Origin of the sequence: Plantibacter sp. RU18, assembly GCF_050613355.1 — a bacterium.
In the GTDB taxonomy this organism is placed as follows: domain Bacteria; phylum Actinomycetota; class Actinomycetes; order Actinomycetales; family Microbacteriaceae; genus Plantibacter.
In genome coordinates, this window is record NZ_CP159618.1 from 1,994,732 (window position 1) to 2,020,998 (window position 26,267).

Here is a 26,267-nt window from a genome sequence, read left to right on the forward strand (position 1 = left end):
CGAGGCTTTTCGACTGCTCAGGAGGAGCATGCCGTACACCGGCCAGCAACGCCGTTCCCAGGGGCGTTCCAGCACCCGTTCATCTGGCCGCTCGAACACCCGCGGATCCTCGTCGCGACATGACGACGAAGCGCCGATCATTCCGATCCTCGCGCGCAAGGTGCGCGAGGTCGAGGCGAAGGCACAGAAGGGCAAGGTCGGACCGACGAACCGGACCAAGTACCAGGTCATCGCGTTCCTCGTCCGTGAGGAACGCGCACGCGTCAAGGCCGACACGAGCTACAGCGACGCCACCCGCGCGGAACTCCTCAAACGTCTCGACGGCGTCGCGACCATCCTCGCCAAGACGGCGGCGCGCGACACCTCACTCATCCAGTTGCTCGAGGCCGACGCCGCGACGACGCCTGTCGCGCAGCGCCTGCGCCGTGACTGGTTGCTCGAATCGGGCGCCGAACTCAGCGCCGACGAGCTCATCATCACGGTCGAGAAACCCGTCGTCGAGTCGGTCGTCCCAGCGGAGCTCGCCGAGAAGCAGGTGATCCCGCAGTCCGTGAAGGCGCGTCAGCTCGCCAACCCGTTCCTCGCGCCAGACTTCACCCAGCCGGCTCCACCGCCCACCGCGCGGCGTCGTCTCGACAGCTGGGAACTCATGGGCCCGCTGTACAAGTCGTTCGAACTCGGTTCCGGTGGCGGAGCTGCGTCGATGGAGCTCCCGGAAGCCCCGAAACTCGATCGCCTGTCGCCGCGGGGGCTCGAGGTCATGAAGCACCAGGCGCGATTCGTGGAGGCCGTCAAAGAAGGGCACCGCTCCTTCCTGCTCGCCGATGAACCGGGCCTCGGCAAGACGGCCCAGTCCGTGCTCGCGGCATCGGTCGCGGAAGCCTACCCGTTGCTCGTCATCGTGCCGAACGTCGTGAAGATGAACTGGGCGCGCGAGGTCGAGCGCTGGACGCCGCACCGCCGCGCGACCGTCATCCACGGCGACGGCCAGGGTCTCGACGCGTTCGCCGACGTCATCATCGTCAACTACGAGGTCCTCGACCGCCACCTGGCCTGGCTCGGCGACCTGGGATTCCGGGGCATGGTCGTCGACGAGGCGCACTTCATCAAGAACCTGCACTCGCAGCGCTCGCAGCACGTCCTGTCGCTCGCGAACCGCATCCGCAAGTCGGCACCCGGGCAGGACCCGCTGCTGCTCGCGCTCACGGGTACACCGCTCATCAACGACGTCGAGGACTTCAACGCCATCTGGCAGTTCCTCGGCTGGATCAAGGACGGCAAGCCGACGCCCGCGCTCATGGAGCGACTCGAGGACGCCGGCCTGACACCGGCAGAACACGGTTTCTACTCGGCAGCCCGCTCGGCCGTCATCGACATGGGCATCGTCCGTCGCAAGAAGATCGATGTGGCGAAGGACCTGCCGGCGAAACTCGTCGCAGACCTCCCGGTCGAGCTCGACGACGACGCGATCCGCTCCATCCGCGAAGCAGAGGCCGAGCTCGGTCAGCGACTCAAGTCGCGGTACGTCCGTGTGCTCGAAGCGCGCGGTGAGCAGGTCGACGCGCTCCACGACCCGAACACCGAGCTCATGCGCATGGTCGCCCAGGCCGAGCTCGACGAGTCCAAGGCCGCCGGTGGCACCGAGAACGTGTTCACCATGATCCGGAAGATCGGTCAGGCCAAGGCTGTGCTCGCGTCCGACTACACGGCGCAGCTCGCCCGATCGGTCGGCAAGGTCGTCTTCTTCGCCAAGCACATCGACGTCATGAACGCCGCAGAACAGCTCTTCGCCGGTCGTGGCCTGAAGACGGTCTCGCTCCGCGGTGACCAGACGGCGCAGGTCCGTCAGGCGGCGATCGACGCGTTCAACACCGACCCCGAGGTCTCGGTCGCTGTCTGCTCGCTCACGGCGGCCGGCGTCGGCGTCAACCTGCAGGCCGCGTCCAACGTCGTCCTCGCGGAGCTCTCCTGGACCGCAGCCGAGCAGACGCAGGCGATCGACCGCGTGCACCGCATCGGTCAGGAGGAGCCGGTCACCGCGTGGCGCATCATCGCCGCCCACACGATCGACGCCAAGGTCGCAGAACTCATCGACAGCAAGCAGGGGCTCGCGGCTCGGGCACTCGACGGCAGCGACCAGGACGTCGCCTCGGTCGACTCGGTGCAGTTGAACGCGCTCATCCACCTGCTGCGCGAAGCACTCGGCGGCTAGGAGCCCGCTTCCTCAGACGCTCGGACGCGGGAGCTCGATGCCACCCGTGTCCGAGTCGTCGGGATCCTGGCGAGGATCGGTGTCTGCGTCGTCCCGGTCGATGTGGTGCTGCACCACGAAGCCGATGACCGCCACCGCCAGCATCGTCACCACGGAGATGGCGATCACCAGTTCGGTCATGACCCTCCCCAGGCTCGAGAACGATTCAGCATAACGAGTCGTTCTCCTGAGTGGGCTCTGATCCTCCGGGGGCGCCGGCGCTCAGACGCCGAGCGCCACCTTGACCTGGGCCAGCGACGGGTTCGTGGCGGTCGAGCGATCGGGGAAGATCACGGTCGGCACGGTCTGATTGCCACCGTTCAAGGACGCGACGAGTTCGGCGGTGCCGGGAACCTGTTCGATGTCGATCTCGGTGAACGGGATGCCGGCGGCGGAGAGCTGATGCTTCAACCGTGAGCAGTACCCGCACCAGGTGGTGGAGAACATCGTGATGCCGCCATCGGCGGGGAGATAGTCGTCGGCACTCATCCCAGCAGCCTAACCCGGGCCGGATGAAGCGCCTCCTGCAAGACGGTATTGTCGGGGGTGACTCCCGGCGCCTGCGGTGCCCCGATCCCCTGAAGGACAGTTGACATGAGAATTGGTGTGCTCACGAGCGGCGGCGACTGCCCCGGCCTGAACGCGGTCATCCGCGGAGCGGTCCTCAAGGGGACGAAGATCCACAACCAGGAGTTCATCGGCATCCGCGACGGTTGGCGCGGCATCGTCGACGGCCTGACCATGCCTCTGGACCGTCACAGTGTCCGCGGACTGGCGAAGCAGGGCGGCACGATCCTCGGCACGAGCCGCACCAACCCCTTCGAGGGCCCGCACGGAGGCCCCGAGAACGTGCAGCACACAATGGACCGGCTCGGTATCGACGCCCTGATCGCCATCGGCGGCGAGGGGACCCTCGCCGCGGCGAAGCGCCTCACCGACGCCGGACTGAAGATCGTCGGCGTTCCGAAGACCATCGACAACGACCTCGACGCGACCGACTACTCCTTCGGGTTCGACACCGCTGTCGAGATCGCCACCGAGGCCATCGACCGACTGCGCACCACGGGTGAGTCCCACAAGCGCTGCATGGTCATCGAGGTCATGGGCCGTCACGTCGGCTGGATCGCGCTGCACGCCGGTATGGCCGCCGGGGCTCACGCGATCCTCATCCCGGAGCAGCCGCAGTCGATCGAGCAGATCTGCGAGTGGGCCGACAGCGTCTACCAGCGTGGTCGCGCGCCCATCATCGTCGTGTCAGAGGGCTTCACGCTCGACACCATGGAGACCGCGCACTCGGAGAAGGGCCTCGATGCCTTCAACCGCCCGCGCCTCGGCGGCATCGCCGACGTGCTGGCGCCCGAGATCGAGCGCCGCACGGGCATCGAGTCCCGCGCGACCGTCCTCGGTCACCTGCAGCGCGGCGGGGTGCCCAGCGCATACGACCGCGTGCTCGCGACCCGACTCGGTATGGCGGCGATCGACTCCGTCATGGCCGGCGACTGGGGGACGATGATCGCACTCCGCGGCACTGAGCTCGTGAACTGCCGCTTCGAGGAAGCCCTCGGCAAGCTGAAGACCGTTCCCGTCGAGCGGTACGAGGAAGCGGCGATCCTCTTCGGCTAGACCTCACTCGCACCTCGACAGGCTCGGTGACCGCTTCTCGGCCACCGAGCCTGTCGCGTGTCAGCCCTCGTCGTCCGTTTCCGCGAGCCCCAGCACGTCGAGGAGCCAGGCGAGTTCCTCGGCGCGCTCGTGCCAGGCGTTGTAGCGTCCGCTCACACCGCCGTGACCGGCGCTCATCTCGATCTTGAGCAGCGCGGGTGCGCCGACGTCGCGGAGACGCGCCACCCACTTCGCCGGTTCGACGTACAGCACACGGGTGTCGTTGAGGCTCGTCGTGGCGAGGATGCGCGGATACTGCAGGGTTTCGTCGACGTTCTCGTACGGGCTGTAGCTCTTCATGTAGGCGTACACGTCGGCGTTGTGGAGCGGGTCTCCCCATTCGTCCCATTCGATGACGGTGAGCGGTAGCGAGGGGTCGAGGATGCTCGTCAAGGCGTCGACGAACGGGACACCCGCGAGGATCCCCGCGAAGCGCTCCGGAGCGAGGTTCGCGACGGCGCCCATGAGCAGACCGCCGGCGCTCCCGCCCTCGGCGACCAGTTGCGCGGGTGTCGTCCAGCCCGTGTCGATGAGGTGTCCGGCGACGTCGACGAAATCGCTGAAGCTGTGCTTCTTGTGGAGCAGTTTGCCGTCCTCGTACCAGTGCCGACCGAGCTCGCCACCACCGCGCACGTGCGCGATCGCGAAGGTCACGCCACGGTCGAGCATCGAGAGGCGGGCGATCGAGAAGGATGGGTCCATGCTGGCCTCGTAGGAACCGTAGCCGTACAGGTGCAGCGGGCCGGGACCGTGCTCGCGCGTCCCGACGCGACGGACGATCGAGATGGGGACGCGTGTCCCATCGGCCGCGGTGGCCCATTCGCGGAACTGCTCGTAGCGGGACGGATCGTAACCACCGAGCACGGGCTGCTGCTTGCGGACGAAACGCTCACCCGTCCGGACGTCGAGTTCCAGCACGGTCGACGGCGTCACCATGGATCCGTAGCCGAATCGGAGCATGGGCTGGGCCCATTCGCCGTTGCCGTGCCAGCCGACGGAGGAGAGCGGCTCGTCGAAGCCGAGCTCGTCGATCGCGCCGGTCCGAGGTTCGAGCAGTCCGATCCGGGTGAGGCCGTCGCGCCGGTAGGCGATGGTGACGACCTCGGCGAAGGCGTCGACGTCCTCGAGGCGACGTTCACTGCTGTGCGCGACGACCACGCGTGGCTCGGCGAGCGGGTCGGAGAGCGGTACCTCGACGAGCTCGAAGTCCGGGGCGTCTCGGTTGTGGAGGATGAGGAGTCGATCCTCGCCGTCCGCGATGCGGTGCTCGACGCTGTACTCGACGTCGTCGGTCCGTGGCCAGACCACCCGGGCCTCTTCGGTCAACGCGTCCGCCGGCACGATCCGGGTCTCGCTGGTGACCGATGAGCCTGCGTCGATCATGAGCAATGAGCGGCTACGGGTGAAGCCGGCGCCCACCCAGAAACGCTCGTCAGGCTCGTGGAAGAGGACGACATCGTCCACCTGGGCGGTGCCGACGCGGTGCAGGTGCACGGTGTCAGGCCGCCAGGTGTCGTCAACCGTCGTGTAGACGATCGCGGCGCCGTCGGGGGAGAACTCCGCGCCACCCGCGGTACCGGTCAGCTCGTCGTCGAGGTCCGTGCCGGTCGCGAGGTCGCGGATCCTCACGGTGTAGCGCTCATCGCCCTCGACGTCGACGCCGTAGAGCAGCCGGGTGCCGTCGTCTGCGACGTCGAAGCTGCCGAGCGAGAAGAACTCGTGCCCCTCGGCCTCGACGTTGGCGTCGAGGATGATCTGTTCGCCGGGGGCTGCGCCGCTCTCCGGGAGGACCGGCGGTGTCCAGTCGTCGCCGGTCGTGACCGGCACCCGGCACTGGATGCCGTACTGCTGCCCCTCCACGCTCCGGCCGTAATACCACCAGTCTCCGGCGCGGGTCGGCACGGACAGGTCCGTCTCGAGGGTTCGGCCTTTGATCTCCTGGAAGATGCGCTCGCGCAGCTCCGCGAGGTGCGCCGTCTCCTGCTCGGTGTACGCGTTCTCCGCTTCGAGGTGCTCGATCACCTCAGCCGACTCCTTCTCGCGGAGCCATTCGTAGGGATCCAGCACGGTGTCGCCGTGGTGGGTCCGTTCGATCGGTCGGGTCTGGGCACGTGGAGCAGAGAGCTTCGCCATGCTCCAACGCTAGTCGAGTGCCGAGCCTCCCAGCCCACTCCGAGCCATCGGCGAGCCAGCGGGACTAGCGTTGCCGCATGACGACCATTCCCACCATCGCTCTGAGCGACGGCACCAGCATCCCCGCGATCGGCTTCGGCACCTACCCGCTGCGCGGGCGTGAGGGCACCGATGCCACGCTGTCCGCGATCGCCGAAGGCTACCGTCTGCTCGACACCGCGGTGAACTACCGCAACGAGGACGCGGTCGGCGCGGCAGTCCGCGAAACCGACGTCCCCCGCGAGGAGCTCGTCATCGCGACGAAACTGCCCGGTCGCGACCACGGCTACGAGGAGACGATCACCTCGTTCCGCGGATCACTCGACTCGCTCGGACTCGACACCATCGACCTGTACCTGATCCACTGGCCGAACCCGTCCGTCGGGCGTTTCGTCGAGTCCTGGAAGGCCATGGTCCAGCTGCAGCGCGAGGGCCTTGTCCGGAGCATCGGGGTCTCCAACTTCACCGAGGAGTTCCTCACCCGCATCGCCGATGAGACCGGCGTGCTGCCGGCCGTCAACCAGATCGAGCTGCACCCGTACTTCCCGCAGGAGGAGCTGCTGGCGTTCCATCAGCAGCAAGGGATCCTCACGGAGGCCTGGAGCCCGCTCGGCAAGGCGCAGGCGCCTTTCGCGGAAGCGCCGATCGCCGCCGCCGCCGAAGCACACGGCGTCACCCCGGCGCAGATCATCCTGCGCTGGCACCACGAGCGCGGCGTCCTCCCGATCCCGAAGTCGGCGTCTGCCGAGCGTCAGCGTTCGAACATCGACATCTTCGGCTTCGAGCTGAACGACGCCGAGGTGCAGGCGATCACAGCGCTCGGCAAGGCGGACGGTCGGCTGTTCGGCGGCGATCCGAACACCCACGAGGAGATGTGATCTGCGGCGGGCGTCCTTGGACGCCCGCCGTGCACGGCTCGTAGACTGGATCAGGTGAAGCCCAGAGGTCACGCAGCTGAAGCCGTCCGCCGTCATCCGTCGAGGTCCTTCCTCCTGGTGCCGCTGCTGGCGGTGATCGCCCCGATCCTCGCGCTCGCCGTCCTGGCGCAACCGGCCGGGGCCTCGGCCGAGACCCGTACCGACGTCTCCGACTTCACCTTCTCCTCCTTCGACGGCGACTACACGCTGTCCCGCGGCGCGGACGGCGTGGCGGACCTCACCGCCGTCGAGACCTTCGTCGCGGAGTTCCCGGAGTTCGATCAGAACAAGGGCATCATCCGCGCGATACCCGACGTCTTCGACCGAGCACCGTTGCAGACGGAGATCGTCTCGGTCACCGATGCCGACGGTCGCGACGTCGCGTGGGAAGCCGATCGCGAGGGTGACTTCCTCGAGCTTGCACTCGGGACCGACGACTACGTGCAAGGCACACAGAGCTACGTCATCACCTATACGCAGCGTGGCGTCGTCGGAGCCTACCGGGACACCCGATCGGACGAGTTCTACTGGGATGCGCCGGGCACTGGATGGGACCAGCCGTTCGCCGACGCCCGGATGACGGTGCACGTCGATGCCGAGAGCGCAGACGCGCTCACGGGTGACGGAGCGTGCTACCGGGGTGATCCGGACGACAGCGCACCCTGCGACCTCTCGCAGGCGGAAGAGCCGGGCGGTGACGTCTTCACCACCGCCTCGGTGCCGCTCGAGGCGAGGCAGACGCTCACGGTCGCCATCGGCTTCGAACCGGGCACCTTCTCGCAGCCGGCCAGGCCGGGGGAGGCGCCGGTCTTCTCGATCGTGCCGATCATCCTCGGGGCGCTGTCCGCCGCAGGACTCGGCGCACTCGTCTGGATCCGCGCGAGGTTCTGGCGCAACCACCCGGGCCGCGGGATCATCGTTCCGCAATACACGGTGCCGAAGGACCTCACCCTGCTGCTCGCCGGCGACATCAGCGGCCGGACGGGCACGTCGATGGCGGCGCAGATCGTGAGCCTCGCGGTGCGTGGCAAGCTCCGCATCGTCGACGGGCCCGGCAAGGAGTTCCTCCTGGAGTACGTCGACGACAGTGCGACGGACGAGCAGGAACGTCGCGTCCTGGCCATGCTGTTCCCCGACCGCCGAGCGCCCCGCTCGATGAAGCAGGTGGATGCGGCCCTCGGGAAGGCGGTCACCGCCGAACTCGCGGCGACGAAGCAGATCGCGCTGGACCGCGGGTTCCGACGTAGGGTCGCCTCGGGGCGCGCCTGGATCATCGTCGGAGCGCTCGCGGTCGTCGGCGTCGCAGGCTTCGTCTTCTTCGGCGTCGCCTACACGATCCGAGCGGACAACGGCTGGTCGCTCGGCGCGCTGTTCGTCACGGGAATCGCAGTGCTCGCCGGCATCGCCCTCGCCATCGCGCCGAAGCCCCTGACCGCAGTCGGCGCCGATGCGTACGACTATCTGCTCGGCCTGCGCATGTATCTGCAGCTCGCCGAGGCGGACCGCTTCCGGATGCTGCAGAGCCCGGACGGTGCGGAGCGCATCGATCTGGGCGATCCCGGGCAGCTCGTGCGCCTGACCGAGCGGCTCCTGCCGTTCGCCGTCCTCTGGGGCGTGGAGCGGGACTGGTCGCGCGAACTCGGGATCCGCTACGAGCAGGCCGGGACATCACCGAACTGGTACGCCTCCGGACAGCCTTTCCAGGCCGCCCTGTTCGCGAACGCGTTCACCGGGTTCACCGGCTCCGCGACGAGTACATCCGCGTCCTGGTCCACGAGCGGCGGAGCCAGCAGCTCCGGAGGCTCCATGGGCGGGGGCTTCGCCGGTGGCGGTGGCGGCGGCGGCGGAGGAGGCGGCCGGTGACCGGAGTCGAGTTGACCTCGACCGGGCAGGGTGTAAGGATCGTGTACGGCGGGTAAACCGCCCGCATCTCGCACATGAATTCCCCCCAAACACCTCGTCGGGGGAGCACTGTGTCCGCATTCGTAACGCCTCGAGAAAGACACCAGTGGAACTCGTTACCCTGACTGTCGTGCTGGTCATCGCACTGGCACTGTTCTTCGATTTCACGAACGGTTTCCACGACACGGCGAACGCCATGGCGACCCCGATCGCCACCGGTGCGTTGAAGCCGAAGACAGCCGTCCTGCTCGCCGCGATCCTCAACCTCGTCGGCGCCTTCCTCTCGACGGAAGTGGCGAAAACCATCTCCGGTGGCCTCATCCGCGAGGGTGAAGGCGGGATCCAGATCGGGCCGGAGCTCATCTTCGCCGGCCTCATCGGGGCGATCGTCTGGAACATGCTGACCTGGCTGCTCGGGCTGCCGTCGTCCTCCAGCCACGCGTTGTTCGGCGGCCTCATCGGCGCGGCGATCGTCGGCGCAGGGTTCGGCTCCATCGACTTCGGTGTCGTGCTCTCGAAGGTCATCCTGCCGGCGCTCATCGCTCCGGTCACGGCGGGACTCGTGGCGTACTCCGCGACGAAGCTCGCCTACCGGATCACCCGTCGATACGACGGCAAGCCGGATGGCCGCGACGGGTTCCGATACGCGCAGATCTTCTCCTCATCGCTCGTCGCGCTCGCGCACGGCACGAACGACGCGCAGAAGACGATGGGCGTCATCACGCTCACGTTCATCGCCGTCGGCGTGCAGAGCGTCGGCTCCGGCCCGGAGCTCTGGGTCATCGTCGTCTGCGCCTTCGCGATCGCGCTCGGTACGTACATGGGCGGCTGGCGCATCATCAAGACGATCGGCACGGGCCTCACGGATGTGAAGCCCGCGCAGGGTTTCGCCGCCGAGACGAGCACTGCGGCCACGATCCTCGCGTCGAGCCACCTCGGCTTCGCGCTCTCGACCACGCAGGTCGCCTCAGGTTCCGTCATCGGGTCGGGCCTCGGTCGCCGCGGTTCGACGGTGCGCTGGGGCACCGCCGGTCGTATCGCGCTCGGCTGGCTCATGACCTTGCCTGCCGCCGGGATCGTCGGTGCGCTCGCGGCGGCCGTCGCCCATCTCGGTCTCGTCGGCATCATCATCGACGCGGTCGTCGGCATCGGCGTGATCCTCACGATCTTCCTGCTCTCGCGTCGTAACGAGGTCAACCACAGCAACGTGGTGAGCGAGGTCGCGGACTCCGGTCGAGCCGTGAAGATCAAGCGCAACCCGAAGCCCAAGAAGGTGAAGAAATGATCGACTGGGTGGCATTCCTGATCGTGTTCGCGACGTCCGTCGTCGCAGCGACCGCGGTCGTGAGCCTCTACTCGTTCGGCCTGCGACTGTTGACCACCGCCGGTCGTGTCCCGGTCGTCGCTCCGGCCGAGTTCACCGATGCCATCACCGTCATCACGGCGGAGGAGGCCGCGAAGGCGGCGAAACGCGCGGCGAAGGCGGCGCGCAAGAACCCGTTGACGCCGGCGCAGCAGAACCTCGCCCGTGCCGGGGCGTACGCCTGCTTCGTCCTCTGCGCGGCAGCGGTCCTCTTCGGCATCTACCTGATCGTCCCCTTCTTCCACCAGGGCTGATCCCCCCCGCTCCGTCGGCCAGCGCGGTGCGCTGGACCCAGCGCGGGTCTGTGGCGCGAGCGCCACCCTCCAGAGATCCGCGCTCGCGCCAGTGCGTGTCACGCGCGGCTGAACGGTGTCATCGTGGCCAGCGCGGTGCGGTGGCGCGAGCGCGGGCGATCAGGCACCAGCGACAGGAAATGGCGCGAGAGCGGGTCTCCAGAGACCCGCGCTCGCGCCATCAGGGGGCGGCCGGTCCAGCGCACCGCGCTGGCATCAGCACAGCTCAGGCGGTGTTGCGCCAGCGGCCGATCAGGGTCATCAGATGGTAGATGACGATCGCGGCGATGGTGCCGAGCGCGATCCCGTTGAAGCTGACGTCGCCGCCGGCCACCCACGTGAAGTCGGCGATACCGATGATGAGTGCCGTCGCCGCTGTGAACTGGTTCACGGGCTTCGAGAAGTCCACCTTGTTGTCGAGCCAGATCTTCACACCGATGATCCCGATGAGGCCGTAGAGGGCCGTCGTCACACCACCGAGGACTCCGGCCGGGATGGTGTTGATGACCGCACCGACCTTCGGGGACAACCCGAGGAGCACGGCGAACAGCCCGGCGACCCAGTAGGCCGCGGTCGAGTAGACGCGCGTCGCCGCCATGACGCCGATGTTCTCGCCGTAGGTGGTCGTGCCGGAACCGCCGCCGAAACCGGCGAGCATGGTCGCGAGGCCGTCGGACAGCAGCGCACGTCCCGTCTGCTTGTTGACCGAAGCATCGGTCATCTGGGCGACGCCGCGGATGTGCCCGACGTTCTCGGCGATCAGCACGAGCACGACGGGCAGGAACGCGGGCAGGACCGCCCAGACGGCGGGGTTCGTGATCGGGTTGTCCGCGAGGTGGAACTCCGGCAGCCCGAACCATGCGGCATCGGCGATCTTCGAGAAGTCGATCTCCTGGCGGATCGTGGCGGTGATGTAGCCGACGATGACACCGATCACGATCGACAGTCGTCCGAGGATCCCGCGGAACAACACCGTCGACAGGATGACGGCTGCGAGCGTGATGAGTGCGGTGAGTGGCGCGTCGACGAAGTTGTCCTTGGCGGCCGGCGCCAGATTGAACCCGATGAGCGCGACGATCGCTCCGGCGACGACCGGTGGCATGAGCGCATCGATCCAACCGGTTCCGGTGAGCTGCACGACGACACCGACGAGCGCGAGCAGGACACCGACGGCGAGGATGCCGAACAGTGCACCGCCCATGCCCTGGCTGGCGACCGCTGCGGTGATCGGGGCGATGAACGCGAACGACGAGCCGAGATAGCTCGGGACACGGTTCTTCGTGATGATGAGGAACAGGATGGTGCCGACGCCGGAGAAGAACAGGGTCGTCGTCGGCGGGAAGCCGGTGAGGACGGGCACGAGGAACGTCGCGCCGAACATCGCGACGACGTGCTGCATACCGAGCCCGATCGTCCGAGGCCAGGTGAGTCGTTCGCCGGGTCCGACGATCGCGTGGGTCTCGACGTGTCTGCCGTCGCCGTGCAGAGTCCAGGGCAGCGCCATGTGTTCTCGATTCCGTGTGTGCAGGGGAGGTGGTGAAGGGTCCAGCCGATCGTATCGGCCCTGTCGCGTGCGGGTGAGCGCTGCCGGTACGCTGGTTGCTTCGCCGGTCGATCCAGGAGGTCCCGTGACCACGACGCCACCCGCTCAGCGCTCGTTCCGAGAACGTCTCGACGGCTTCTTCGAGATCACCAAGCGCGGCTCGACCGTCGGCACGGAGGTGCGTGGCGGGCTCGTGACCTTCGTGGCCATGGCGTACATCGTCATCCTCAATCCGATCATCCTGAGCGGCTCCGCAGATGTGACGGGCGGCGAGCTCGGGTTCTCCCAGGTCGCAGCGGTGACGGCCCTCACCGCCGGTGTCATGACGATCCTGTTCGGACTCGTCGCCCGCCTGCCGTTCGCGTTCGCCGCCGGTCTCGGCATCAACTCGTTCCTCGCCGTGAGCGTCGTCGGCCAGGTCACCTGGGCGGAGGCGATGGGTCTCGTCGTCATCAACGGCCTGATCATCGTGCTCCTCGCCGCGACCGGCCTCCGCGCGATGATCTTCAATGCCGTCCCGATCCAGCTGAAGATCGCGATCACGGTGGGCATCGGCCTCTTCATCGCGTTCATCGGCTTCGTCGACGCCGGTTTCGTGCGCTCGACCGGCGCCGGTTCGCCGCCCGTCGGCCTCGGCATCGAAGGTTCGGTCGCGACGATCCCCACCGCGGTGTTCGTCATCTCGCTGCTGCTCACTGGCGTGCTCGTGGCCCGCAAGATCAAGGGCGCGCTGCTGATCGGCATCGTCGTGTCCACGATCATCGCGATCATCGCCGAGGCGGTCTTCAGGGTCGGTGCGTCCGCCGGCGGCGAGAACCCGGGCGGCTGGAACCTCAGCGTCCCGACCGTCCCGACGCAGATCGTCGGCATCCCCGACCTCAGCTTGCTCGGCCAGGTGAGCTTCGGCGGTTTCGAGCGCATCGGTGCCCTTGCCGCTCTCATGCTGGTGTTCACCCTGGTGTTCACGAACTTCTTCGATGCCATGGGCACGATGACCGGGCTGTCGAAGGAGGCTGGTGTCGCCGACGCGAAGGGCGACTTCCCCCGCCTCCGATCGGCTCTGATCGTCGAGGGTGTCGGCGCGGTCGCCGGCGGCGCTTCGTCGTCCTCCTCCTCAACGGTGTTCATCGAGTCGGGCGCGGGTATCGGCGAGGGTGCGCGGACGGGGCTCGCGAACCTCGTGACCGGTGCCCTGTTCCTGCTCGCGATGTTCTTCACACCCCTGACGCAGATCGTGCCCTCCGAGGTCGCAGCCGCAGCGCTCGTCATCGTCGGTGCGCTCATGATGTCCCAGATCAAGGACATCGTCTGGACGGAGTTCTCCGTAGCACTCCCGGTGTTCCTCACGGTCGTCGTGATGCCGCTCACATATTCGATCGCGAACGGTATCGGGGCAGGGTTCATCGCCTGGGTCGTCATCCGGTCGCTGTCGGGGAAGGCTCGCGAGATCAGCCCGCTGCTCTGGATCGTCGCCGCGGGCTTCCTGGTCTTCTTCGCGCGCGGTCCCATCGAGATGGCGCTCGGCGTCGCCTCCTGACGATCCAGTCCGGCCGCCCGGGGTGAAGCAACGGGTGTCGGGGCGGCGACCTAGACTCGGAGCATGACTTCCGACGTCCGATTCGGTCAGTATCCGGCACCTCAGCGGGTCATCGTCCACTTGAGCGATCCGCACCTCCTGGCAGACGGCCGCCGACTCTACGATGCCGTGGATGTCCAAGCGAACCTCGAGCAGGCGCTCCGACAGGTCGAGCAGATGGAGCTGCGTCCCGACGCCATGGTCTTCACCGGTGACCTGGCCGATCTCGGTGAGCCGGATGCGTATCGACGGCTCCGGGAACGCGTGGAGCCCGTCGCCGAGCGACTCGGCACCACGATCGTGTGGCTCATGGGCAATCACGACGAGCGCTCGGTCATGCGCACGGAACTGCTGGACCTCCCGGCGGGTGAGCAGCCGCTCGACGCCGTGTGGGACTTCGGCGGGTTGCGCGTCATCGGCATCGACAGCACGGTGCCCGGGTGGCATCACGGTGAGCTCGAGGACAGCCAGCTGGTGTGGCTGCGTGGGGTCCTCGCGACGCCCGCACCGCTCGGCAGCATCCTCGCGATGCACCATCCGCCCGTCCCGTCGAGTGTGCCGTTCTTCGACATCCTCGAACTCCGCGATCAGCACCGACTCGCGGAGGCGTTGCAGGGAGGCGATGTCCGCGCGATCCTCGGCGGTCACCTGCACTATTCGACCTCGAGTACCTTCGCCGGGATCCCCGTTCAGGTCGCGAGCGCGAGCTGTTACTCGATGAACCTCTCGCGGCCGTCCACCGAGGTCAACGGGATGTTCGGCGGGCAGTCATTCAATCTCGTCCACGTGTACGAGGACCGCATCACGCATTCGACCGTGCCGCTCGGCGACTTCGCCACGGCGGACACCTTCAGCGACGCCTTCATCCAGCGGATGGCGGCGCTCAGCCCCGCGGAACGCCTCGAAGCGTTCTCGCGAAAGCGCTGACCGACCTCGGGAGTCCCGTGAAGCGTCTCGGGCTCAAGACAACTGTCGTCCCATCGTGTGCGCCTCCGGCTACGCTTGACGGCAGGACATCCACCGAACAGGCAACGGAGCCACGAGTGACGATCAGCACCACAACCATCGAACCGACCACCCCGGGAGCACACGAGACCATGGCGGACAGCACGAGCGCAGACGAAACGCGGACGGAGTCCGACTCGCTCGGCTCGATGCAGATTCCCGCGGAAGCATATTGGGGGATTCACACTGCGCGCGCGCTCGAGAACTTCCCGATCACGAAGCGCCCGATCTCGGTCTATCCAGATCTCGTCGTCGCGATCGCCAGCGTGAAGCAGGCGGCGGCCCGAGCGAACGCGGAGATCGGTGTGCTCGACCCCGCGAAGGCGAACCTCATCGATCGCGCCTGCCAGATCATCATCGACGGTGACTTCCACGACCAGTTCCTCGTCGGGGTGATCCAGGGCGGGGCCGGCACCTCGACGAACATGAACGCCAACGAGGTGATCACCAACATCGCCCTCGAACTGGCCGGACACGAACGTGGTGAGTACCAGTACCTGCACCCGTTGGACGACACCAATCGCTCCCAGTCGACGAACGACGTCTACCCGACGTCGATCAAGATCGCGCTCGCCTTCTCGCTGCAGTTCCTGCTCACGGAGCTGGGAGCGCTGCGCGACTCCTGCAGCGCCAAAGCCGCCGAGTTCTCGCATGTGCTGAAGGTCGGTCGGACCCAGCTGCAGGATGCTGTGCCGATGACGCTCGGCCAGGAGTTCCACGGGTTCGCGACGACGCTCAACGAGGACCACGACCGTCTGCACGAGACCCTGTGGATGCTCGCCGAGGTCAATCTGGGAGCCACGGCGATCGGCACCGGCATCACCGCCGATCCCCGGTACGCCGAGGCGGTCGTCCGTCACCTCAACCTCATCACGGACCTGAACCTGACCACAGCCCCCGACCTCATCGAGTCGACGAGTGATGTCGGCGGGTTCATGTCCTTCAGCGGCACGCTCAAGCGCAGCGCGATCAAGCTGTCGAAGATCTGCAACGATCTGCGCCTGCTCTCGAGCGGACCACAGGCCGGGCTGGGTGAGATCAACCTGCCGCCGCGCCAAGCAGGTTCGAGCATCATGCCGGGCAAGGTGAACCCGGTCATCCCCGAGGTCGTCAACCAGGTCGCCTTCAGTGTCGTCGGCGCCGACATGACGGTCACGATGGCTGCCGAGGCGGGCCAGCTGCAGCTCAACGCCTTCGAACCGGTCATCGCGCACTCGCTCCTGCAGAGCATCGTCTGGATGGCGCAGGCGTGCCGGACGCTGCGGGTGAACTGCATCGACGGCATCACGGCGAACGAGGAGCGCCTCGGGGTCATGGTCGGCGCGTCGGTCGGCGTCATCACGGCCCTCACACCGTTCATCGGCTACCAGTCGGCTGCCGCGCTCGCGAAGACCGCATTGCTCACCGGGCGGAACGTCGCAGACCTCGTCGTCGAGGCGAACCTCATGACGCGTGCCGAGGTCACGAAACAACTGTCTCCCGCTCGCTTGTCCGGGATCGAAGCGGTCACCTCGGCCATCCCGATCATCGACCTCCCGATTCCAGGAGCCGACTCGGACCCGAGCCGCTGACGCGGACAGCGTCGAGCTGCACGACGAAGCCGTCCCGATCGACTGGTCGGGACGGCTTCGTCGTGCGGGCGCGTGCGGCCTATGCGGTGACGCGGCAGTGGGTGACGAGCGACCCGACGCCCTCGACCGAGACGGTCACGGTGGCGCCGTCGGTGAGGAAGACCTGCGGGTCGCGCGAGTAGCCGGCCCCGCCGGGGCTGCCGGTTGAGATGAGCGTTCCGGGCAACAGCGTCGCGGAGCCGGAGAGGTGCTCGATGAGCGTCGCGACGCTCCGGACCATGTGGCTGGTCGACGAGTCCTGGAGCGTCACGCCGTCGAGGACCGTCGAGATGTGCAGTTGCTGCGGATCGGTGATCTCATCGGCGGTGACGACGACGGGGCCGGTCGGAGTGAATCCGTCGAAGGACTTGCACCGCGACCACTGGGCCTCGGAGTACTGGATGTTCCGAGCGGTGATGTCGTTGACAACGGTGTATCCGAAGACGTGGTCCAGCGCGTCCTCGGCGGACACGTCGCGCGCAGCACGGCCGATGACGACCCCGAGCTCGGCCTCGTAGTCGACCTGCTCACTGATCTCTGCCGGCCAGCTGGTCGTGCCGTCGTGGCCGGTGAGCGAGTTCGCCCAGAGCCCGAAGATGGTTGGTGCGTTGTCGGTCTTCAGGTTGAGCTCTTGCGAGTGCGCGGAGTAGTTGAGGCCGACGGCCAGGATGGTCGGTGGGCGGAGCACGGCGGAGGCGTGTACGAGACCATCGAGCGGTTCGCCGGTGATCCCGTGCGCGATCGACGTCTCGACGAAGGAGCGGACCCGGTCGAGCTCGGCAGGACCGCGCTCGATCAGCTCTTGGAGGTCGCGCGGGGCGTCCTCGAGGATCTCGTCGAGGAACACCGCCCCGGAATCGCTGATGACGGCGAGGCGGACCCGCTGCACTGCGGGGCTGCTCGACTGGTGGTCTGTGGCGACGAAATGGGCGAACTTCACGTGTCTACGGTATCGCAGCCGCGTCGTCGGCGGGCGTTGTGGCCATAGCGTGCGGTGGCGCGTTCCGCGGTGGTCCGGGTGTCCTTGCCCCGGACAGACTCATCGCCCGGTGCTGCGGCAGAGCCTGCGAGTCGCCCGGGCGATGAGTTGGTGTTGAAAACAGGATGCACCCGTGCCGCGCGCCGCGCAAGCCCGAAATGCACACGGGTTCAGCCGGGCTGCCGCTTCGCCGGTCACGCGCAGAGCGAAATCCGGCTGACGCGACCGCGTCGAGCTGCTTGGATGGAGTCATGACCGATTCATCACGCACCAAGCCCGAGGTCGACGCCCCAGTAGGCCCGGCCCCCGCAGAACTCGTCGTCGAGGACATCTTCATCGGTGAGGGCGACGAGGCTCAGGCCTCCTCGACCGTCGACGTCCACTACCTCGGCGTCGGCTACGACTCCGGTGAGGAGTTCGACTCGTCCTGGAGCCGTGGCCAGTCCATCAACTTCCCCCTCCGCAACCTCATCCAGGGCTGGCAGCACGGCATCCCCGGTATGAAGGTCGGCGGGCGCCGCAAGCTGACGGTTCCTCCGGAGCTCGCGTACGGCCCGGCCGGCAGCGGCCACCAGCTCTCCGGCCAGACGCTCGTCTTCGTGATCGACCTCCTGGGCGTCAAGTAACCAGACTCGTGTGCACCCCTCGCCCCCGCCGGCCGACCAGCCGCCGGAGGCGAGGGGTGTCTCATGTGCAACGCATGCTCGACATCTTCCGGCTCGAACGAGGACCCTCATGACCACCGCAACCCAGTACGTCGACCAGCTGACGGCCACCATCCCCGACTTCCCGACACCGGGGATCCTGTTCCGTGACCTCACCCCGGTCTTCGCCGACGCCGACGCCTTCAGAGCGATCATCGATGAGCTGTCCGAGCGTTTCGCCGGCCGGTTCGACGCGGTCGCCGGTGTCGAGGCCCGTGGGTTCCTGCTCGCCGCTGCCGTCGCGTACGCGACGCACACGAGACTCGTGCCCATCCGCAAAGCGGGCAAGCTCCCCGGCGAGGTGCTGCGTGAGGACTACGGCCTCGAGTACGGGGCCGCGGCTCTCGAACTGCGCACCGGTCAACTCCCGGCGGGCACGAGAGTGCTCATCCTCGACGACGTGCTGGCGACAGGGGGGAGTTGCGGCGCTGCGGTGAAGCTCATCGAGCGGGCTGGTTATGCGGTCGCCGGCCTTGGTCTCGTCCTCGAACTCGAGGGGCTCCCGGGCCGCGAGTCGCTCGCCGGGCGCGACATCTTCTCGATCGCGAGCGCACCCGCCTGACCGCGGGACGGACGCTCAGGCGCTCACGGCGTGGGCGTCTTCGCGTCGTAGCGACGGAACGCGCCCTGCATCCGCACGAGTACCGCGACGATCGCCGCGACGAGCAGGCCACCGGCGAGCGGCGGGACCCACAGTGCGAGCGCCGATGCCGCAAGCCCGATGTAGAGGTCGCCGACGCGTGGGCCGCCCGCGACGACGACGGTGAACAGCCCCTGCAACCGGCCACGGACGGCGTCCGGGACGGCAGCCTGCAGCATGGTCATCCGGAAGATCGCGCTGACATTGTCCGCGGCTCCGGCGACGGCGAGAGCCAGGGCGGCGAAGCCGATCGCGGGGAGGTTGGCGCGGTCCGTCTCATGGGTCGCCGTCCCCGTGAGGGAGACCCAGGCGAGGACGCCGCCGAACGCCGCGATGGCGACTCCGTACACGACGATGGCGCGTTCGATCGCGAGGCCCTGGCGGTCGATCCGACCGATTGGACCGGAGACGAGGCTCGACAGCAGCGCCCCGACGGCCCCGGCTGCGGTGAGGACACCGACCGTGATGGCACCGCCGCCGAGGAGCAGCGTCGCGACGGCCGGATAGAGCACCCGCGGATTTCCGAAGGTCATCGCGATGATGTCCACGATGAAGGTCATGCGGATGTTCGGTGCGGTGCGGAGGAAGGTCCAGCCGTCCGCCAGACTCCGCAGACCCGGCAGCCTGCTGACGCCACCTTCCGGAAGGATCTTCGGGAGTGAGGCGATGCCGAGGAAGGCGGCGGCGAAGAGGATCACGTCGATCGTGTACGTCCACCTGAAGCCGACGGTCGCGACGAGGACGCCGGCGAGTGCCGGACCGACGGTCACCATCACCCCGACGGAGATGCCCGACAGTGCGGCGGCCGACGGCAGGAGCCTGGACGGGAGCAGGCGGGGCAGGATCGCCTGTCTTGTCGTGCCGACGACGGTCGTCGACACGGCGTTCACGGTCGTCAGCAGGTACAACGGCCAGACGACCTCCGAACCGCTCCAGGCCAGCACGGCGATGACCGCGGTGGAGGTCCAGGTGACGACGGCCGCGGTGAGCGCGACGGTGCGGCGGTCGAAGGCGTCAGCGAGCATGCCGCCGTACAGCCCGAAGCAGATCATCGGGATGAGCGCGATGACCCCGACGAGCGAGACGGCGAAGGTGGAGGCCGTCAGGTCGTACACCTGCAGGCCGACGGCGACGATGGTCATCTGGCCGCCGATGCCCGTGATCGCGCCGCCGATCCACAGTCGTGCGAACGCCGGGCTCTCCCGAAGCGGACTCAGGTCGACGAGGATGCCACGCCGGTTCGACGCATCGTCCCGGCTCACCGAGGCATCGAGAGGAGGAGGAGAGCGATGCTGTGGGACATCCCGTCAGCTTACGCGCCGCGTGCGAGGCCTGGCCGTGGAGAGTCGACCCGGCGTCAGGGGCTGCCCCGAGCCGGATGTCGGCGGTGTCGTGCAGGATGGAGTCATGCGTCTCTGGTCGATCCATCCTCGGTATTTCGATGCCCAGGCGCTCGCCTCCTCCTGGCGGGAGGGGTTGATCGCGCAGCGGGTGCTGTCGGAGCCGACATCCAGGTTGCGGGCGCATCCGCAGCTCTGGAGGTTCGTGCACGCCGAGGATCCGCTCCGCGCGATCGCGGCGTTCCTCGATGGGATCGCCGTGGAGGCGGGGGAGCGAGGCGGCTTCCTCGATCGCTCACGGATCCTCGAGCCCGGACCACTCCCGCAGGCGCTCGCCGTGACGGACGGGCAGCTCGACTACGAATGGGGAAACCTCAATCGTCACCTCCGCGAGCGCAGCCCGCAGGTGGCCGAGCGTTGGGCGAAGGTCTGGCGCCCGGAGCCGCACCCGATGTTCGTCCTCGTCGGAGGCGGCGTGGCGAGCTGGGAGCTGGCCTGAGGCGCTGCCTTCGCGATGAGGGCGGACTGAGCGAACGCTCGACGGTGACGGGTCCAGCCGCTAGCGTTGCCCCATGGGCAGACACGCTGATGTGGGAGCCGCGCCGCTCTCGGCCACCGGGACGGTCGTGCGGCTGCGGCCCGACCTCGAACAGGCCATCGAGGATTCCGGCCGCTTGGCGTTCTTCCGTGGACTGCCGAACAGCGCTCAGCGAGAGCTTGTGGGCTGGGTAGACCGGGCGGATCGTGAGGAGCGTGACCCTCGGATCGAGGAGGTCATCGAGCTGCTCGAGCAACGTGCGTCGGAACTCCGCTCGTCGGTCGGACCGAAGGGGACCGCGGCCGAGTCTGCGTGACCGACCCGGCCGCGGCCGGAGACCGAGACCGACGACTCAGAAGCCGAAGTCGCCGCCACCACCGAAGTCCCCGCCACCACCGAAGTCACCGAATCCGCCGTCGCCCCAGCCACCGCCATCGGCCGACGCATCCGTCGCCGATGCATCGGCCGCGGACGCATCCGCTCCGCTGTCCGTACCGGAATCCGCCGATGCGTCACCCGACGCATCTGTGCCGACAGTGTCCGGGATGAACGCCTGCGCGATGGCCGATCCGACGACGACGCCGGCGATGGTGCCGAGCATCGAGCTGGCGAGCATCCCGCCGAAACCCATGCCGCCGCCCTGATTCCCGAAAGATCGTTCGAGTGAACCGGGCTGGCGCATCTCTGAGCGGGTCGCTGCGACGGCGAGTGCGTTCGGCGAGTCGTTCTGAGGGGCCTCACCAGCAGGCGCGTTCTCGGACAGCTGGCGGTACAGGATGCCGCGCTGCTCCGGGGTCAGCTTCGTGAACGCCTCTTCGTGCACCTGTTCGATCGCCTCGGGCGGAGCGGTGCGGAGCAGGTAGCGGTACCGTTCGACGGCGATCTCGTCCTCACTGCGGGGGTGAGCCTGTCCCTGACCCTGTGCGCGCGAGAAATTCTGGCCGTAGGCTGCGTTCCCGGGCGTCTCGGGCTCCGGGCGGCCGAGCAGTCGATCGAGGAATCCCATGGTGTGCTCCTTCTGGTCGCGGGCATCCAGCGTACGGTGCGCCGCTCGGATGAGGCTTGGATGGTGCTGGGAATCCACCGGACCTGTCGGAACGGGAATGCCAGGACGGTCTCCGACGCTGCACCGTGGAGTGCCCGTCGCCGTTCGGCGGGCCGACGAAAGGCGACCATGAGACTCTCGGTACTCGACCTCATCCCTGTACGCACCGATCAGGACACTGCTGCGGCCCTCGCCGCGACGATCGCCCTGGCCAAGCGTGCCGACGAGCTGGGATACCACCGGTACTGGGTCGCCGAGCACCACAACATGCCGTCGGTCGCTTCCACGAACCCGGCAGTCGTCATCGGGATCCTGGCCGCAGCGACCGAGCGCATCCGCGTCGGATCAGGCGGAGTGATGCTCCCCAACCATGCGCCGCTCGTCGTCGCCGAGCAGTTCGCGCTGCTCGAAGCCTCGGCTCCTGGCCGCATCGACCTCGGCCTCGGACGCGCGCCCGGCAGCGATCCGGTCATCTCCGCCGTCCTCCGACAGTCCGGTAACACGAGCGACGTCGACCGGTTCCCGAACAACGTGCAGGACATCGTCGCGCTCCTCGGCGTCGACGGCGCCAGCGTCCGCATGACCTCCGGCGAGGAGTACGCTCTGCGTGGCACGCCGAAGGCGGGCAGCGTGCCCGACGTGTGGCTGTTGGGCTCGAGCGACTATTCCGCGGCGCTCGCCGCAGCGCTCGGCCTGCCGTACGTGTTCGCCCACCACTTCTCCGGCCAGGGGACCGCACGCGCGCTCGAGTTGTACCGGTCGAGCTTCCAGCCCTCGGCGCTGCTCGACGCCCCGCGGACCTTCCTCACGGCGAACGCCGTCGTCGCCGACACCGCCGAGGAGGCGGAGGCGCTGGCGCTGCCGAACCTGCAACAGATGGCGAGACTCCGCGCGGGCAAACCGCTCGGCCCCATCGCGACGGTGGAGGATGCCGCCCGCACCGAGCAGAGTGACCTGGAACTCGGCTTCGTCGAGCAGATGCGCGCGGCGTGGATCATCGGCGACGCCGATCGCGCTGCGGCCGAGCTGACGGGCCTCGCCGATCGCTTCGGCGTCGACGAGGTCATGGTCTCGCCGGTCGGTTCTGCACGTGAGGGGACCCAGGCCTCGACGGCTCCTGCTCGTATCCGGACGCTCGAACTCCTCGCCGAACGCATCCCCCAGGGATGAGGACGACGCCCGTGAGCTGAACCGGCGACGCCTCGTCGCCGGTTCAGTCGTGGGCGGGTTGTGCCGCTCGCACGCGTTCGACGAGTTCCTGCCAGGCACCCGTCAGCTGCTGCTCACCGAGCGTCGCCTCCTTGGGGGCGCACCGGATCCGGTAGATGTAGCGATCGGGGAGCGGCGGCCCCGCGGGTGTGTCGTCCCAGGGCAGCCGATCGAGGAGGACGATCCAGGTGTCGGCGTCCGGTTGTTCGTCGACGAGGACCTCCCAGCGCCTCGTCAGACCGGCCATTCCGCCGCTCCTCGTCACCGTCACCTTCATGCCGCGATGCTACCCCCGGAGTCCGGTCGCGGCCAGGGCGGCGGCGGACGATGCCGTCGGCCTCGGGGCATCGGCCTCAGGAGGCCGGCACGATCCCGACGAGCGACCAGGCCTCGCCCACCGCCGATGTCTCGGTGGAGTCGACGCCGAACCTCGCGATCGCGGCTGTGAGGGTCGCCGCGGCGCATGTCGCGAAATCCGCTCGCTCGCTGAGCGGGCCGGTGAGCGTGTCGTACCAGATGACTCCGGCTCGTTCCCAGGCGTTCCCGCCGAGCGCCACGGCGAGGCTGGCGAACGCTCGGTTCGGGATGCCGGAGTTCAGATGCACGCCGCCGTTGTCGTCGGTGGTCTCGATGTAGTCGTCGAAGTGAGCCGGCTGCGGGTCCTTGCCCAGCACGTCGTCGTCGTAGGCGGTTCCTGGCGCGAGCATCGAGCGGAGGGCGTTCCCCTCCACCTCATCGGTGAAGAGCCCCTCTCCGATGAGCCAGCTCGCCGACGCTGCATCCTGACCACGAGCATGCTGCTCGACCAGGGCGCCGAAGACGTCGGAGACGTGTTCGTTGAGCGCGCCGGGCTGGCCCTCGTAGACGAGGTTCGCGGTGTACTGCGTGACACCGTGCGCGAGCTCATGGCCGATGACGCTCAGTGAACTCGTGAAGCTCCGGAACACCTCTCCGTCGCCGTCGCCGAAGACCATCCGCTCACCGTTCCAGAAGGCGTTGTCGTAGTCGTCCCCGTAGTGCACGGTCGCGAGCAACGGGAGACCCCGGTCGTCGATCGAGTTCCGGGAGAAGGCATCGGCGAAGAGTGCATGCGTGTCGCCGAGGCCGTCATAGGCGTTCGTGACCGCATCGTCTGCCGTGGGTGGTTCGCCCTCCGACCGGACCAGCAGACCCGGCAGGGTCTCGGTCCGTCCTGCGTCGGCGATGGTCCGCTGCGGAGCGCTCGCGACAGCTGTCGCGAGCGCCGTCTCCACACTGCCCGTCGCCGTCCGTGGCTCGGCGCCCGGCTCCGGGAACCGGTAGGGACGGGTGGCCAGGAGTGAGTATCTGGCGGCGCTCGCTGCACGGGCGAGCTTCGGGGAGTCGAGTTCCGCGATACGTTCGAGCAGCCACGGCGGAACGATCCCGCAGACGTGCCGATGGGCTGGCGGGTGAGTGCCGGAGGAGGGGTTCCGCGTGCCGTTCATGCGGTGATCTTGCCACAGCCCGCCGACACCGCTCGGAGGGTTGCCGATCCTGTGGATGAGTCCGCCACAGCTGTCGGGAATAGTGGGGTCGTGAACCCCGTTGTCCCGGATATCCATTCAAATGAATGAAAGAAAGATCAGGAGCGCAGGATGCAATTCGGAATCTTCACGGTCGGCGACGTCACCACCGATCCGACCACCGGTATCACGCCGACCGAGCACGAGCGCATCGAGGCGATGGTCGCTATCGCGTTGAAGGCCGAAGAGGTCGGTCTCGACGTGTTCGCGACCGGTGAGCACCACAATCCGCCGTTCGTCCCCTCGAGCCCGACGACGATGCTCGGGTACATCGCGGCGAAGACCACGAACCTGATCCTCTCCACGAGCACCACCCTCATCACGACGAACGACCCGGTGAAGATCGCCGAGGACTACGCCATGCTGCAGCACCTCGCAGGTGGCCGCGTCGACCTCATCATGGGCCGCGGCAACACCGGCCCCGTCTACCCCTGGTTCGGCAAGGACATCCGGGAAGGCATCAACCTCGCGATCGAGAACTACGCGCTGCTGCACCGCCTGTGGCGCGAGGACTACGTCGACTGGCAGGGCCAGTTCCGCACCCCGCTGCAGGGCTTCCAGTCGACGCCCCGCCCGCTCGACGGTGTCCCGCCCTTCGTCTGGCACGGCTCGATCCGCAGCCCTGAGATCGCCGAGCAGGCCGCCTACTACGGCGACGGTTTCTTCGCGAACAACATCTTCTGGCCGAAGGAGCACTACATGCGCCTCATCCAGTTGTACCGTCAGCGCTTCGAGCACTACGGCCACGGCACCGCCGAGCAGGCGATCGTCGGTCTCGGTGGCCAGGCCTTCATGGCGAAGAACTCGCAGGACGCCGTAGCCCAGTTCCGGCCCTACTTCGACAACGCGCCGGTCTACGGCCACGGCCCGACACTCGAGGACTTCACCGAGCAGACGCCGCTCACGGTCGGCAGCCCTCAGCAGGTCATCGACCGCTACGCATCCATGCGCGAGTCGTTCGGTGACTACCAGCGCCAGCTCTTCCTCATGGACCACGCCGGGCTCCCGCTCGCGACCGTCCTCGACCAGCTCGAGATCCTCGGTGGCGAGGTCGTGCCGGTGCTCCGCAAGGAGTTCGCGAAGGATCGTCCGGCGACCGTTCCAGAGGCACCGACGCACGCGTCGATGGTCGCTGCGGCAGACGCGGCGCTCGCCGCGCAGTCCGGGGCGGTCGAGATCACGCAGGCCGAGGCCGGGTCGTCGTTCGGTCGCGCCGCTGCCGGGCTCTCCCGATGAGCGCGCGTCGCAACATCGCGGTGATCTCGGCGGGCCTCAGTCAGCCCTCGTCGACCCGGTTGCTCGCCGACCGGCTGCGCGACGCGACCGTCGCGCGGCTCGAGGCCGACGGGTTCGAGGTGGAGACCACGTCGATCGACCTGCGCGATTATGCGCAGGACATCACGAACAACCTGCTGACCGGGTTTCCGAGTCAGAAGCTCAGCACGGCCATCGAGGCGATGACCGGTGCTGACGGCGTGATCGCCGTGACGCCGATCTTCTCGTCGAGCTATTCGGGGCTGTTCAAGTCGTTCTTCGACGTGGTCGAGCCGACAGCGATGACCGGTGTCCCGATCGCCCTCGCCGCCACAGGTGGTTCGGCTCGACACTCCCTGGCTCTGGAGTACGCGGTGCGGCCGCTGTTCGCCTATCTGCGGACGGTGACCGTTCCGACGGCCGTCTTCGCGGCCTCGGAGGACTGGGGATCGGGTGACGAGCATGTCAGCGCCCTGCCCGAGCGCATCGACCGCGCGGCCGGAGAGTTGAGCGCCCTCGTGGCGGCCTCCGACCGGTCGGGCCGCCTCGACGATCCCTTCGCGCTCGACCGTCCGTTCTCCGAGATGCTCGGCGGTTTCGAGGCCTGAACACGCTCGACCACGGGCACGAGCTGACCTCGAGGGCGGTGGTCCGGACGCTTCCGGCCGCCGCCTTCGTCGTTCCCAGGCTCTCCTGGGCGGTCTTTGGGATACTGGTGTG

General features: G+C 67.9%; 25 protein-coding genes. 16 read left to right on the forward strand and 9 right to left on the reverse strand.

All coding sequences use genetic code 11. The features are described 5' to 3' along the window. Window positions 1–28: 28 nt before the first annotated feature. The gene (locus ABMA10_RS09605; RefSeq protein WP_347868282.1) at window positions 29–2,212 is read left to right on the forward strand and encodes a DEAD/DEAH box helicase; all 2,184 of its coding nucleotides are present in this window, start codon (window positions 29–31) and stop codon (window positions 2,210–2,212) included. Between the two features lie 12 nt (window positions 2,213–2,224). On the opposite strand, the gene ABMA10_RS09610 is transcribed toward ABMA10_RS09605, so the two are convergent. Both ABMA10_RS09610 and ABMA10_RS09615 read right to left on the reverse strand, forming a co-directional pair. Further along, window positions 2,225–2,392, reverse strand: a complete 168-nt coding sequence (locus ABMA10_RS09610; RefSeq protein ID WP_347868281.1) for a hypothetical protein — start codon at window positions 2,390–2,392, stop codon at window positions 2,225–2,227. Window positions 2,393–2,473: 81 nt separating this feature from the next. Continuing rightward, a complete protein-coding gene (locus ABMA10_RS09615; RefSeq protein WP_347868280.1) occupies window positions 2,474–2,740 on the reverse strand; it encodes a mycoredoxin in 267 nt (88 codons plus the stop codon). A 105-nt stretch (window positions 2,741–2,845) separates the two neighbouring features. Between ABMA10_RS09615 and ABMA10_RS09620 the strand changes: the two genes are divergently transcribed. Beyond that, the gene (locus ABMA10_RS09620) at window positions 2,846–3,874 is read left to right on the forward strand and encodes a 6-phosphofructokinase (RefSeq protein WP_347868279.1); all 1,029 of its coding nucleotides are present in this window, start codon (window positions 2,846–2,848) and stop codon (window positions 3,872–3,874) included. 60 nt (window positions 3,875–3,934) lie between these two features. On the opposite strand, the gene ABMA10_RS09625 is transcribed toward ABMA10_RS09620, so the two are convergent. Next, window positions 3,935–6,046: a S9 family peptidase gene (locus ABMA10_RS09625; RefSeq protein ID WP_347868278.1), complete on the reverse strand. Its 2,112-nt coding sequence runs from the start codon at window positions 6,044–6,046 to the stop codon at window positions 3,935–3,937. Window positions 6,047–6,123: 77 nt separating this feature from the next. On the opposite strand from ABMA10_RS09625, the gene ABMA10_RS09630 reads away from it, so the two are divergent. From ABMA10_RS09630 to ABMA10_RS09645, 4 genes are all read left to right on the forward strand, one after another. Then, window positions 6,124–6,963, forward strand: coding sequence for an aldo/keto reductase (locus tag ABMA10_RS09630; protein ID WP_347868277.1), 840 nt, complete (start codon window positions 6,124–6,126; stop codon window positions 6,961–6,963). Between the two features lie 54 nt (window positions 6,964–7,017). After that, window positions 7,018–8,865: a DUF2207 domain-containing protein gene (locus ABMA10_RS09635; RefSeq protein WP_347868276.1), complete on the forward strand. Its 1,848-nt coding sequence runs from the start codon at window positions 7,018–7,020 to the stop codon at window positions 8,863–8,865. 145 nt (window positions 8,866–9,010) lie between these two features. Continuing rightward, window positions 9,011–10,189 carry an inorganic phosphate transporter gene (locus tag ABMA10_RS09640; RefSeq protein WP_431031457.1) on the forward strand — a complete coding sequence of 393 codons (1,179 nt, stop codon included), beginning with the start codon at window positions 9,011–9,013 and terminating at the stop codon, window positions 10,187–10,189. Continuing rightward, window positions 10,186–10,521: a peptidase gene (locus ABMA10_RS09645; protein ID WP_347868274.1), complete on the forward strand. Its 336-nt coding sequence runs from the start codon at window positions 10,186–10,188 to the stop codon at window positions 10,519–10,521. Before ABMA10_RS09640 ends, ABMA10_RS09645 begins: the two co-directional genes overlap by 4 nt. A gap of 265 nt (window positions 10,522–10,786) precedes the next feature. Here ABMA10_RS09645 and ABMA10_RS09650 read toward each other — a convergent pair whose 3' ends face one another. Then, window positions 10,787–12,064, reverse strand: coding sequence for a uracil-xanthine permease family protein (locus tag ABMA10_RS09650; protein ID WP_347868273.1), 1,278 nt, complete (start codon window positions 12,062–12,064; stop codon window positions 10,787–10,789). Between the two features lie 124 nt (window positions 12,065–12,188). Here ABMA10_RS09650 and ABMA10_RS09655 point away from each other — a divergent pair, with 124 nt between their 5' ends. The 3 genes from ABMA10_RS09655 (at window position 12,189) to ABMA10_RS09665 (ending at window position 16,255) form a co-directional block, all read left to right on the forward strand. Beyond that, complete coding sequence (locus ABMA10_RS09655) at window positions 12,189–13,640, forward strand: NCS2 family permease (RefSeq protein ID WP_347868272.1); 1,452 nt, start codon at window positions 12,189–12,191, stop codon at window positions 13,638–13,640. A 63-nt stretch (window positions 13,641–13,703) separates the two neighbouring features. Continuing rightward, a complete protein-coding gene (locus tag ABMA10_RS09660) occupies window positions 13,704–14,606 on the forward strand; it encodes a phosphodiesterase (RefSeq protein ID WP_347868271.1) in 903 nt (300 codons plus the stop codon). Between the two features lie 170 nt (window positions 14,607–14,776). Further along, window positions 14,777–16,255: an aspartate ammonia-lyase gene (locus ABMA10_RS09665; RefSeq protein WP_347868399.1), complete on the forward strand. Its 1,479-nt coding sequence runs from the start codon at window positions 14,777–14,779 to the stop codon at window positions 16,253–16,255. Between the two features lie 79 nt (window positions 16,256–16,334). On the opposite strand, the gene ABMA10_RS09670 is transcribed toward ABMA10_RS09665, so the two are convergent. Then, on the reverse strand, window positions 16,335–17,234 hold the full coding sequence (locus ABMA10_RS09670) for a fumarylacetoacetate hydrolase family protein (RefSeq protein WP_414693656.1): 900 nt from the start codon (window positions 17,232–17,234) through the stop codon (window positions 16,335–16,337). Window positions 17,235–17,524: 290 nt separating this feature from the next. Between ABMA10_RS09670 and ABMA10_RS09675 the strand changes: the two genes are divergently transcribed. Further along, window positions 17,525–17,899 (forward strand): FKBP-type peptidyl-prolyl cis-trans isomerase, encoded by a 375-nt coding sequence (locus tag ABMA10_RS09675; protein WP_347868270.1) that lies wholly within the window; start codon window positions 17,525–17,527, stop codon window positions 17,897–17,899. Between the two features lie 109 nt (window positions 17,900–18,008). Then, window positions 18,009–18,539 (forward strand): adenine phosphoribosyltransferase, encoded by a 531-nt coding sequence (locus ABMA10_RS09680; RefSeq protein ID WP_347868269.1) that lies wholly within the window; start codon window positions 18,009–18,011, stop codon window positions 18,537–18,539. 23 nt (window positions 18,540–18,562) lie between these two features. Here ABMA10_RS09680 and ABMA10_RS09685 read toward each other — a convergent pair whose 3' ends face one another. Then, a complete protein-coding gene (locus tag ABMA10_RS09685) occupies window positions 18,563–19,879 on the reverse strand; it encodes an MFS transporter (RefSeq protein WP_347868268.1) in 1,317 nt (438 codons plus the stop codon). Between the two features lie 145 nt (window positions 19,880–20,024). Here ABMA10_RS09685 and ABMA10_RS09690 point away from each other — a divergent pair, with 145 nt between their 5' ends. Both ABMA10_RS09690 and ABMA10_RS09695 read left to right on the forward strand, forming a co-directional pair. Beyond that, complete coding sequence (locus ABMA10_RS09690) at window positions 20,025–20,456, forward strand: pyrimidine dimer DNA glycosylase/endonuclease V (RefSeq protein WP_347868267.1); 432 nt, start codon at window positions 20,025–20,027, stop codon at window positions 20,454–20,456. A 73-nt stretch (window positions 20,457–20,529) separates the two neighbouring features. Then, a complete protein-coding gene (locus tag ABMA10_RS09695; protein WP_347868266.1) occupies window positions 20,530–20,811 on the forward strand; it encodes a YdeI/OmpD-associated family protein in 282 nt (93 codons plus the stop codon). Window positions 20,812–20,847: 36 nt separating this feature from the next. Here the strand turns inward: ABMA10_RS09695 and ABMA10_RS09700 are convergent, their stop codons facing one another. Beyond that, on the reverse strand, window positions 20,848–21,501 hold the full coding sequence (locus ABMA10_RS09700; protein ID WP_347868265.1) for a hypothetical protein: 654 nt from the start codon (window positions 21,499–21,501) through the stop codon (window positions 20,848–20,850). Between the two features lie 168 nt (window positions 21,502–21,669). On the opposite strand from ABMA10_RS09700, the gene ABMA10_RS09705 reads away from it, so the two are divergent. Further along, window positions 21,670–22,710 (forward strand): LLM class flavin-dependent oxidoreductase, encoded by a 1,041-nt coding sequence (locus ABMA10_RS09705; RefSeq protein WP_347868264.1) that lies wholly within the window; start codon window positions 21,670–21,672, stop codon window positions 22,708–22,710. 43 nt (window positions 22,711–22,753) lie between these two features. On the opposite strand, the gene ABMA10_RS09710 is transcribed toward ABMA10_RS09705, so the two are convergent. Beyond that, window positions 22,754–23,026 (reverse strand): protealysin inhibitor emfourin, encoded by a 273-nt coding sequence (locus tag ABMA10_RS09710; protein ID WP_347868263.1) that lies wholly within the window; start codon window positions 23,024–23,026, stop codon window positions 22,754–22,756. Between the two features lie 76 nt (window positions 23,027–23,102). Further along, entirely contained in the window at window positions 23,103–24,215 is a 1,113-nt protein-coding gene (locus ABMA10_RS09715; protein WP_431031458.1) for a M4 family metallopeptidase, read from the reverse strand. A gap of 150 nt (window positions 24,216–24,365) precedes the next feature. Between ABMA10_RS09715 and ABMA10_RS09720 the strand changes: the two genes are divergently transcribed. After that, window positions 24,366–25,529 (forward strand): LLM class flavin-dependent oxidoreductase, encoded by a 1,164-nt coding sequence (locus tag ABMA10_RS09720; RefSeq protein ID WP_347868261.1) that lies wholly within the window; start codon window positions 24,366–24,368, stop codon window positions 25,527–25,529. Beyond that, a complete protein-coding gene (locus tag ABMA10_RS09725) occupies window positions 25,526–26,155 on the forward strand; it encodes an FMN reductase (protein ID WP_347868260.1) in 630 nt (209 codons plus the stop codon). Before ABMA10_RS09720 ends, ABMA10_RS09725 begins: the two co-directional genes overlap by 4 nt. The last annotated feature ends 112 nt before the right edge of the window (window positions 26,156–26,267 follow it).

Coding starts and splice junctions, on each gene's coding strand:
- ABMA10_RS09605 (WP_347868282.1), top strand. CDS start 29: ATGCCGTACACCGGCCAGCAACGCCGTTCCCAGGGGCGTTCCAGCACC.
- ABMA10_RS09610 (WP_347868281.1), bottom strand. CDS start 2,392: ATGACCGAACTGGTGATCGCCATCTCCGTGGTGACGATGCTGGCGGTG.
- ABMA10_RS09615 (WP_347868280.1), bottom strand. CDS start 2,740: ATGAGTGCCGACGACTATCTCCCCGCCGATGGCGGCATCACGATGTTC.
- ABMA10_RS09620 (WP_347868279.1), top strand. CDS start 2,846: ATGAGAATTGGTGTGCTCACGAGCGGCGGCGACTGCCCCGGCCTGAAC.
- ABMA10_RS09625 (WP_347868278.1), bottom strand. CDS start 6,046: ATGGCGAAGCTCTCTGCTCCACGTGCCCAGACCCGACCGATCGAACGG.
- ABMA10_RS09630 (WP_347868277.1), top strand. CDS start 6,124: ATGACGACCATTCCCACCATCGCTCTGAGCGACGGCACCAGCATCCCC.
- ABMA10_RS09645 (WP_347868274.1), top strand. CDS start 10,186: ATGATCGACTGGGTGGCATTCCTGATCGTGTTCGCGACGTCCGTCGTC.
- ABMA10_RS09650 (WP_347868273.1), bottom strand. CDS start 12,064: ATGGCGCTGCCCTGGACTCTGCACGGCGACGGCAGACACGTCGAGACC.
- ABMA10_RS09660 (WP_347868271.1), top strand. CDS start 13,704: ATGACTTCCGACGTCCGATTCGGTCAGTATCCGGCACCTCAGCGGGTC.
- ABMA10_RS09665 (WP_347868399.1), top strand. CDS start 14,777: ATGGCGGACAGCACGAGCGCAGACGAAACGCGGACGGAGTCCGACTCG.
- ABMA10_RS09675 (WP_347868270.1), top strand. CDS start 17,525: ATGACCGATTCATCACGCACCAAGCCCGAGGTCGACGCCCCAGTAGGC.
- ABMA10_RS09680 (WP_347868269.1), top strand. CDS start 18,009: ATGACCACCGCAACCCAGTACGTCGACCAGCTGACGGCCACCATCCCC.
- ABMA10_RS09690 (WP_347868267.1), top strand. CDS start 20,025: ATGCGTCTCTGGTCGATCCATCCTCGGTATTTCGATGCCCAGGCGCTC.
- ABMA10_RS09695 (WP_347868266.1), top strand. CDS start 20,530: ATGGGCAGACACGCTGATGTGGGAGCCGCGCCGCTCTCGGCCACCGGG.
- ABMA10_RS09700 (WP_347868265.1), bottom strand. CDS start 21,501: ATGGGATTCCTCGATCGACTGCTCGGCCGCCCGGAGCCCGAGACGCCC.
- ABMA10_RS09705 (WP_347868264.1), top strand. CDS start 21,670: ATGAGACTCTCGGTACTCGACCTCATCCCTGTACGCACCGATCAGGAC.
- ABMA10_RS09710 (WP_347868263.1), bottom strand. CDS start 23,026: ATGAAGGTGACGGTGACGAGGAGCGGCGGAATGGCCGGTCTGACGAGG.
- ABMA10_RS09715 (WP_431031458.1), bottom strand. CDS start 24,215: ATGAACGGCACGCGGAACCCCTCCTCCGGCACTCACCCGCCAGCCCAT.
- ABMA10_RS09720 (WP_347868261.1), top strand. CDS start 24,366: ATGCAATTCGGAATCTTCACGGTCGGCGACGTCACCACCGATCCGACC.
- ABMA10_RS09725 (WP_347868260.1), top strand. CDS start 25,526: ATGAGCGCGCGTCGCAACATCGCGGTGATCTCGGCGGGCCTCAGTCAG.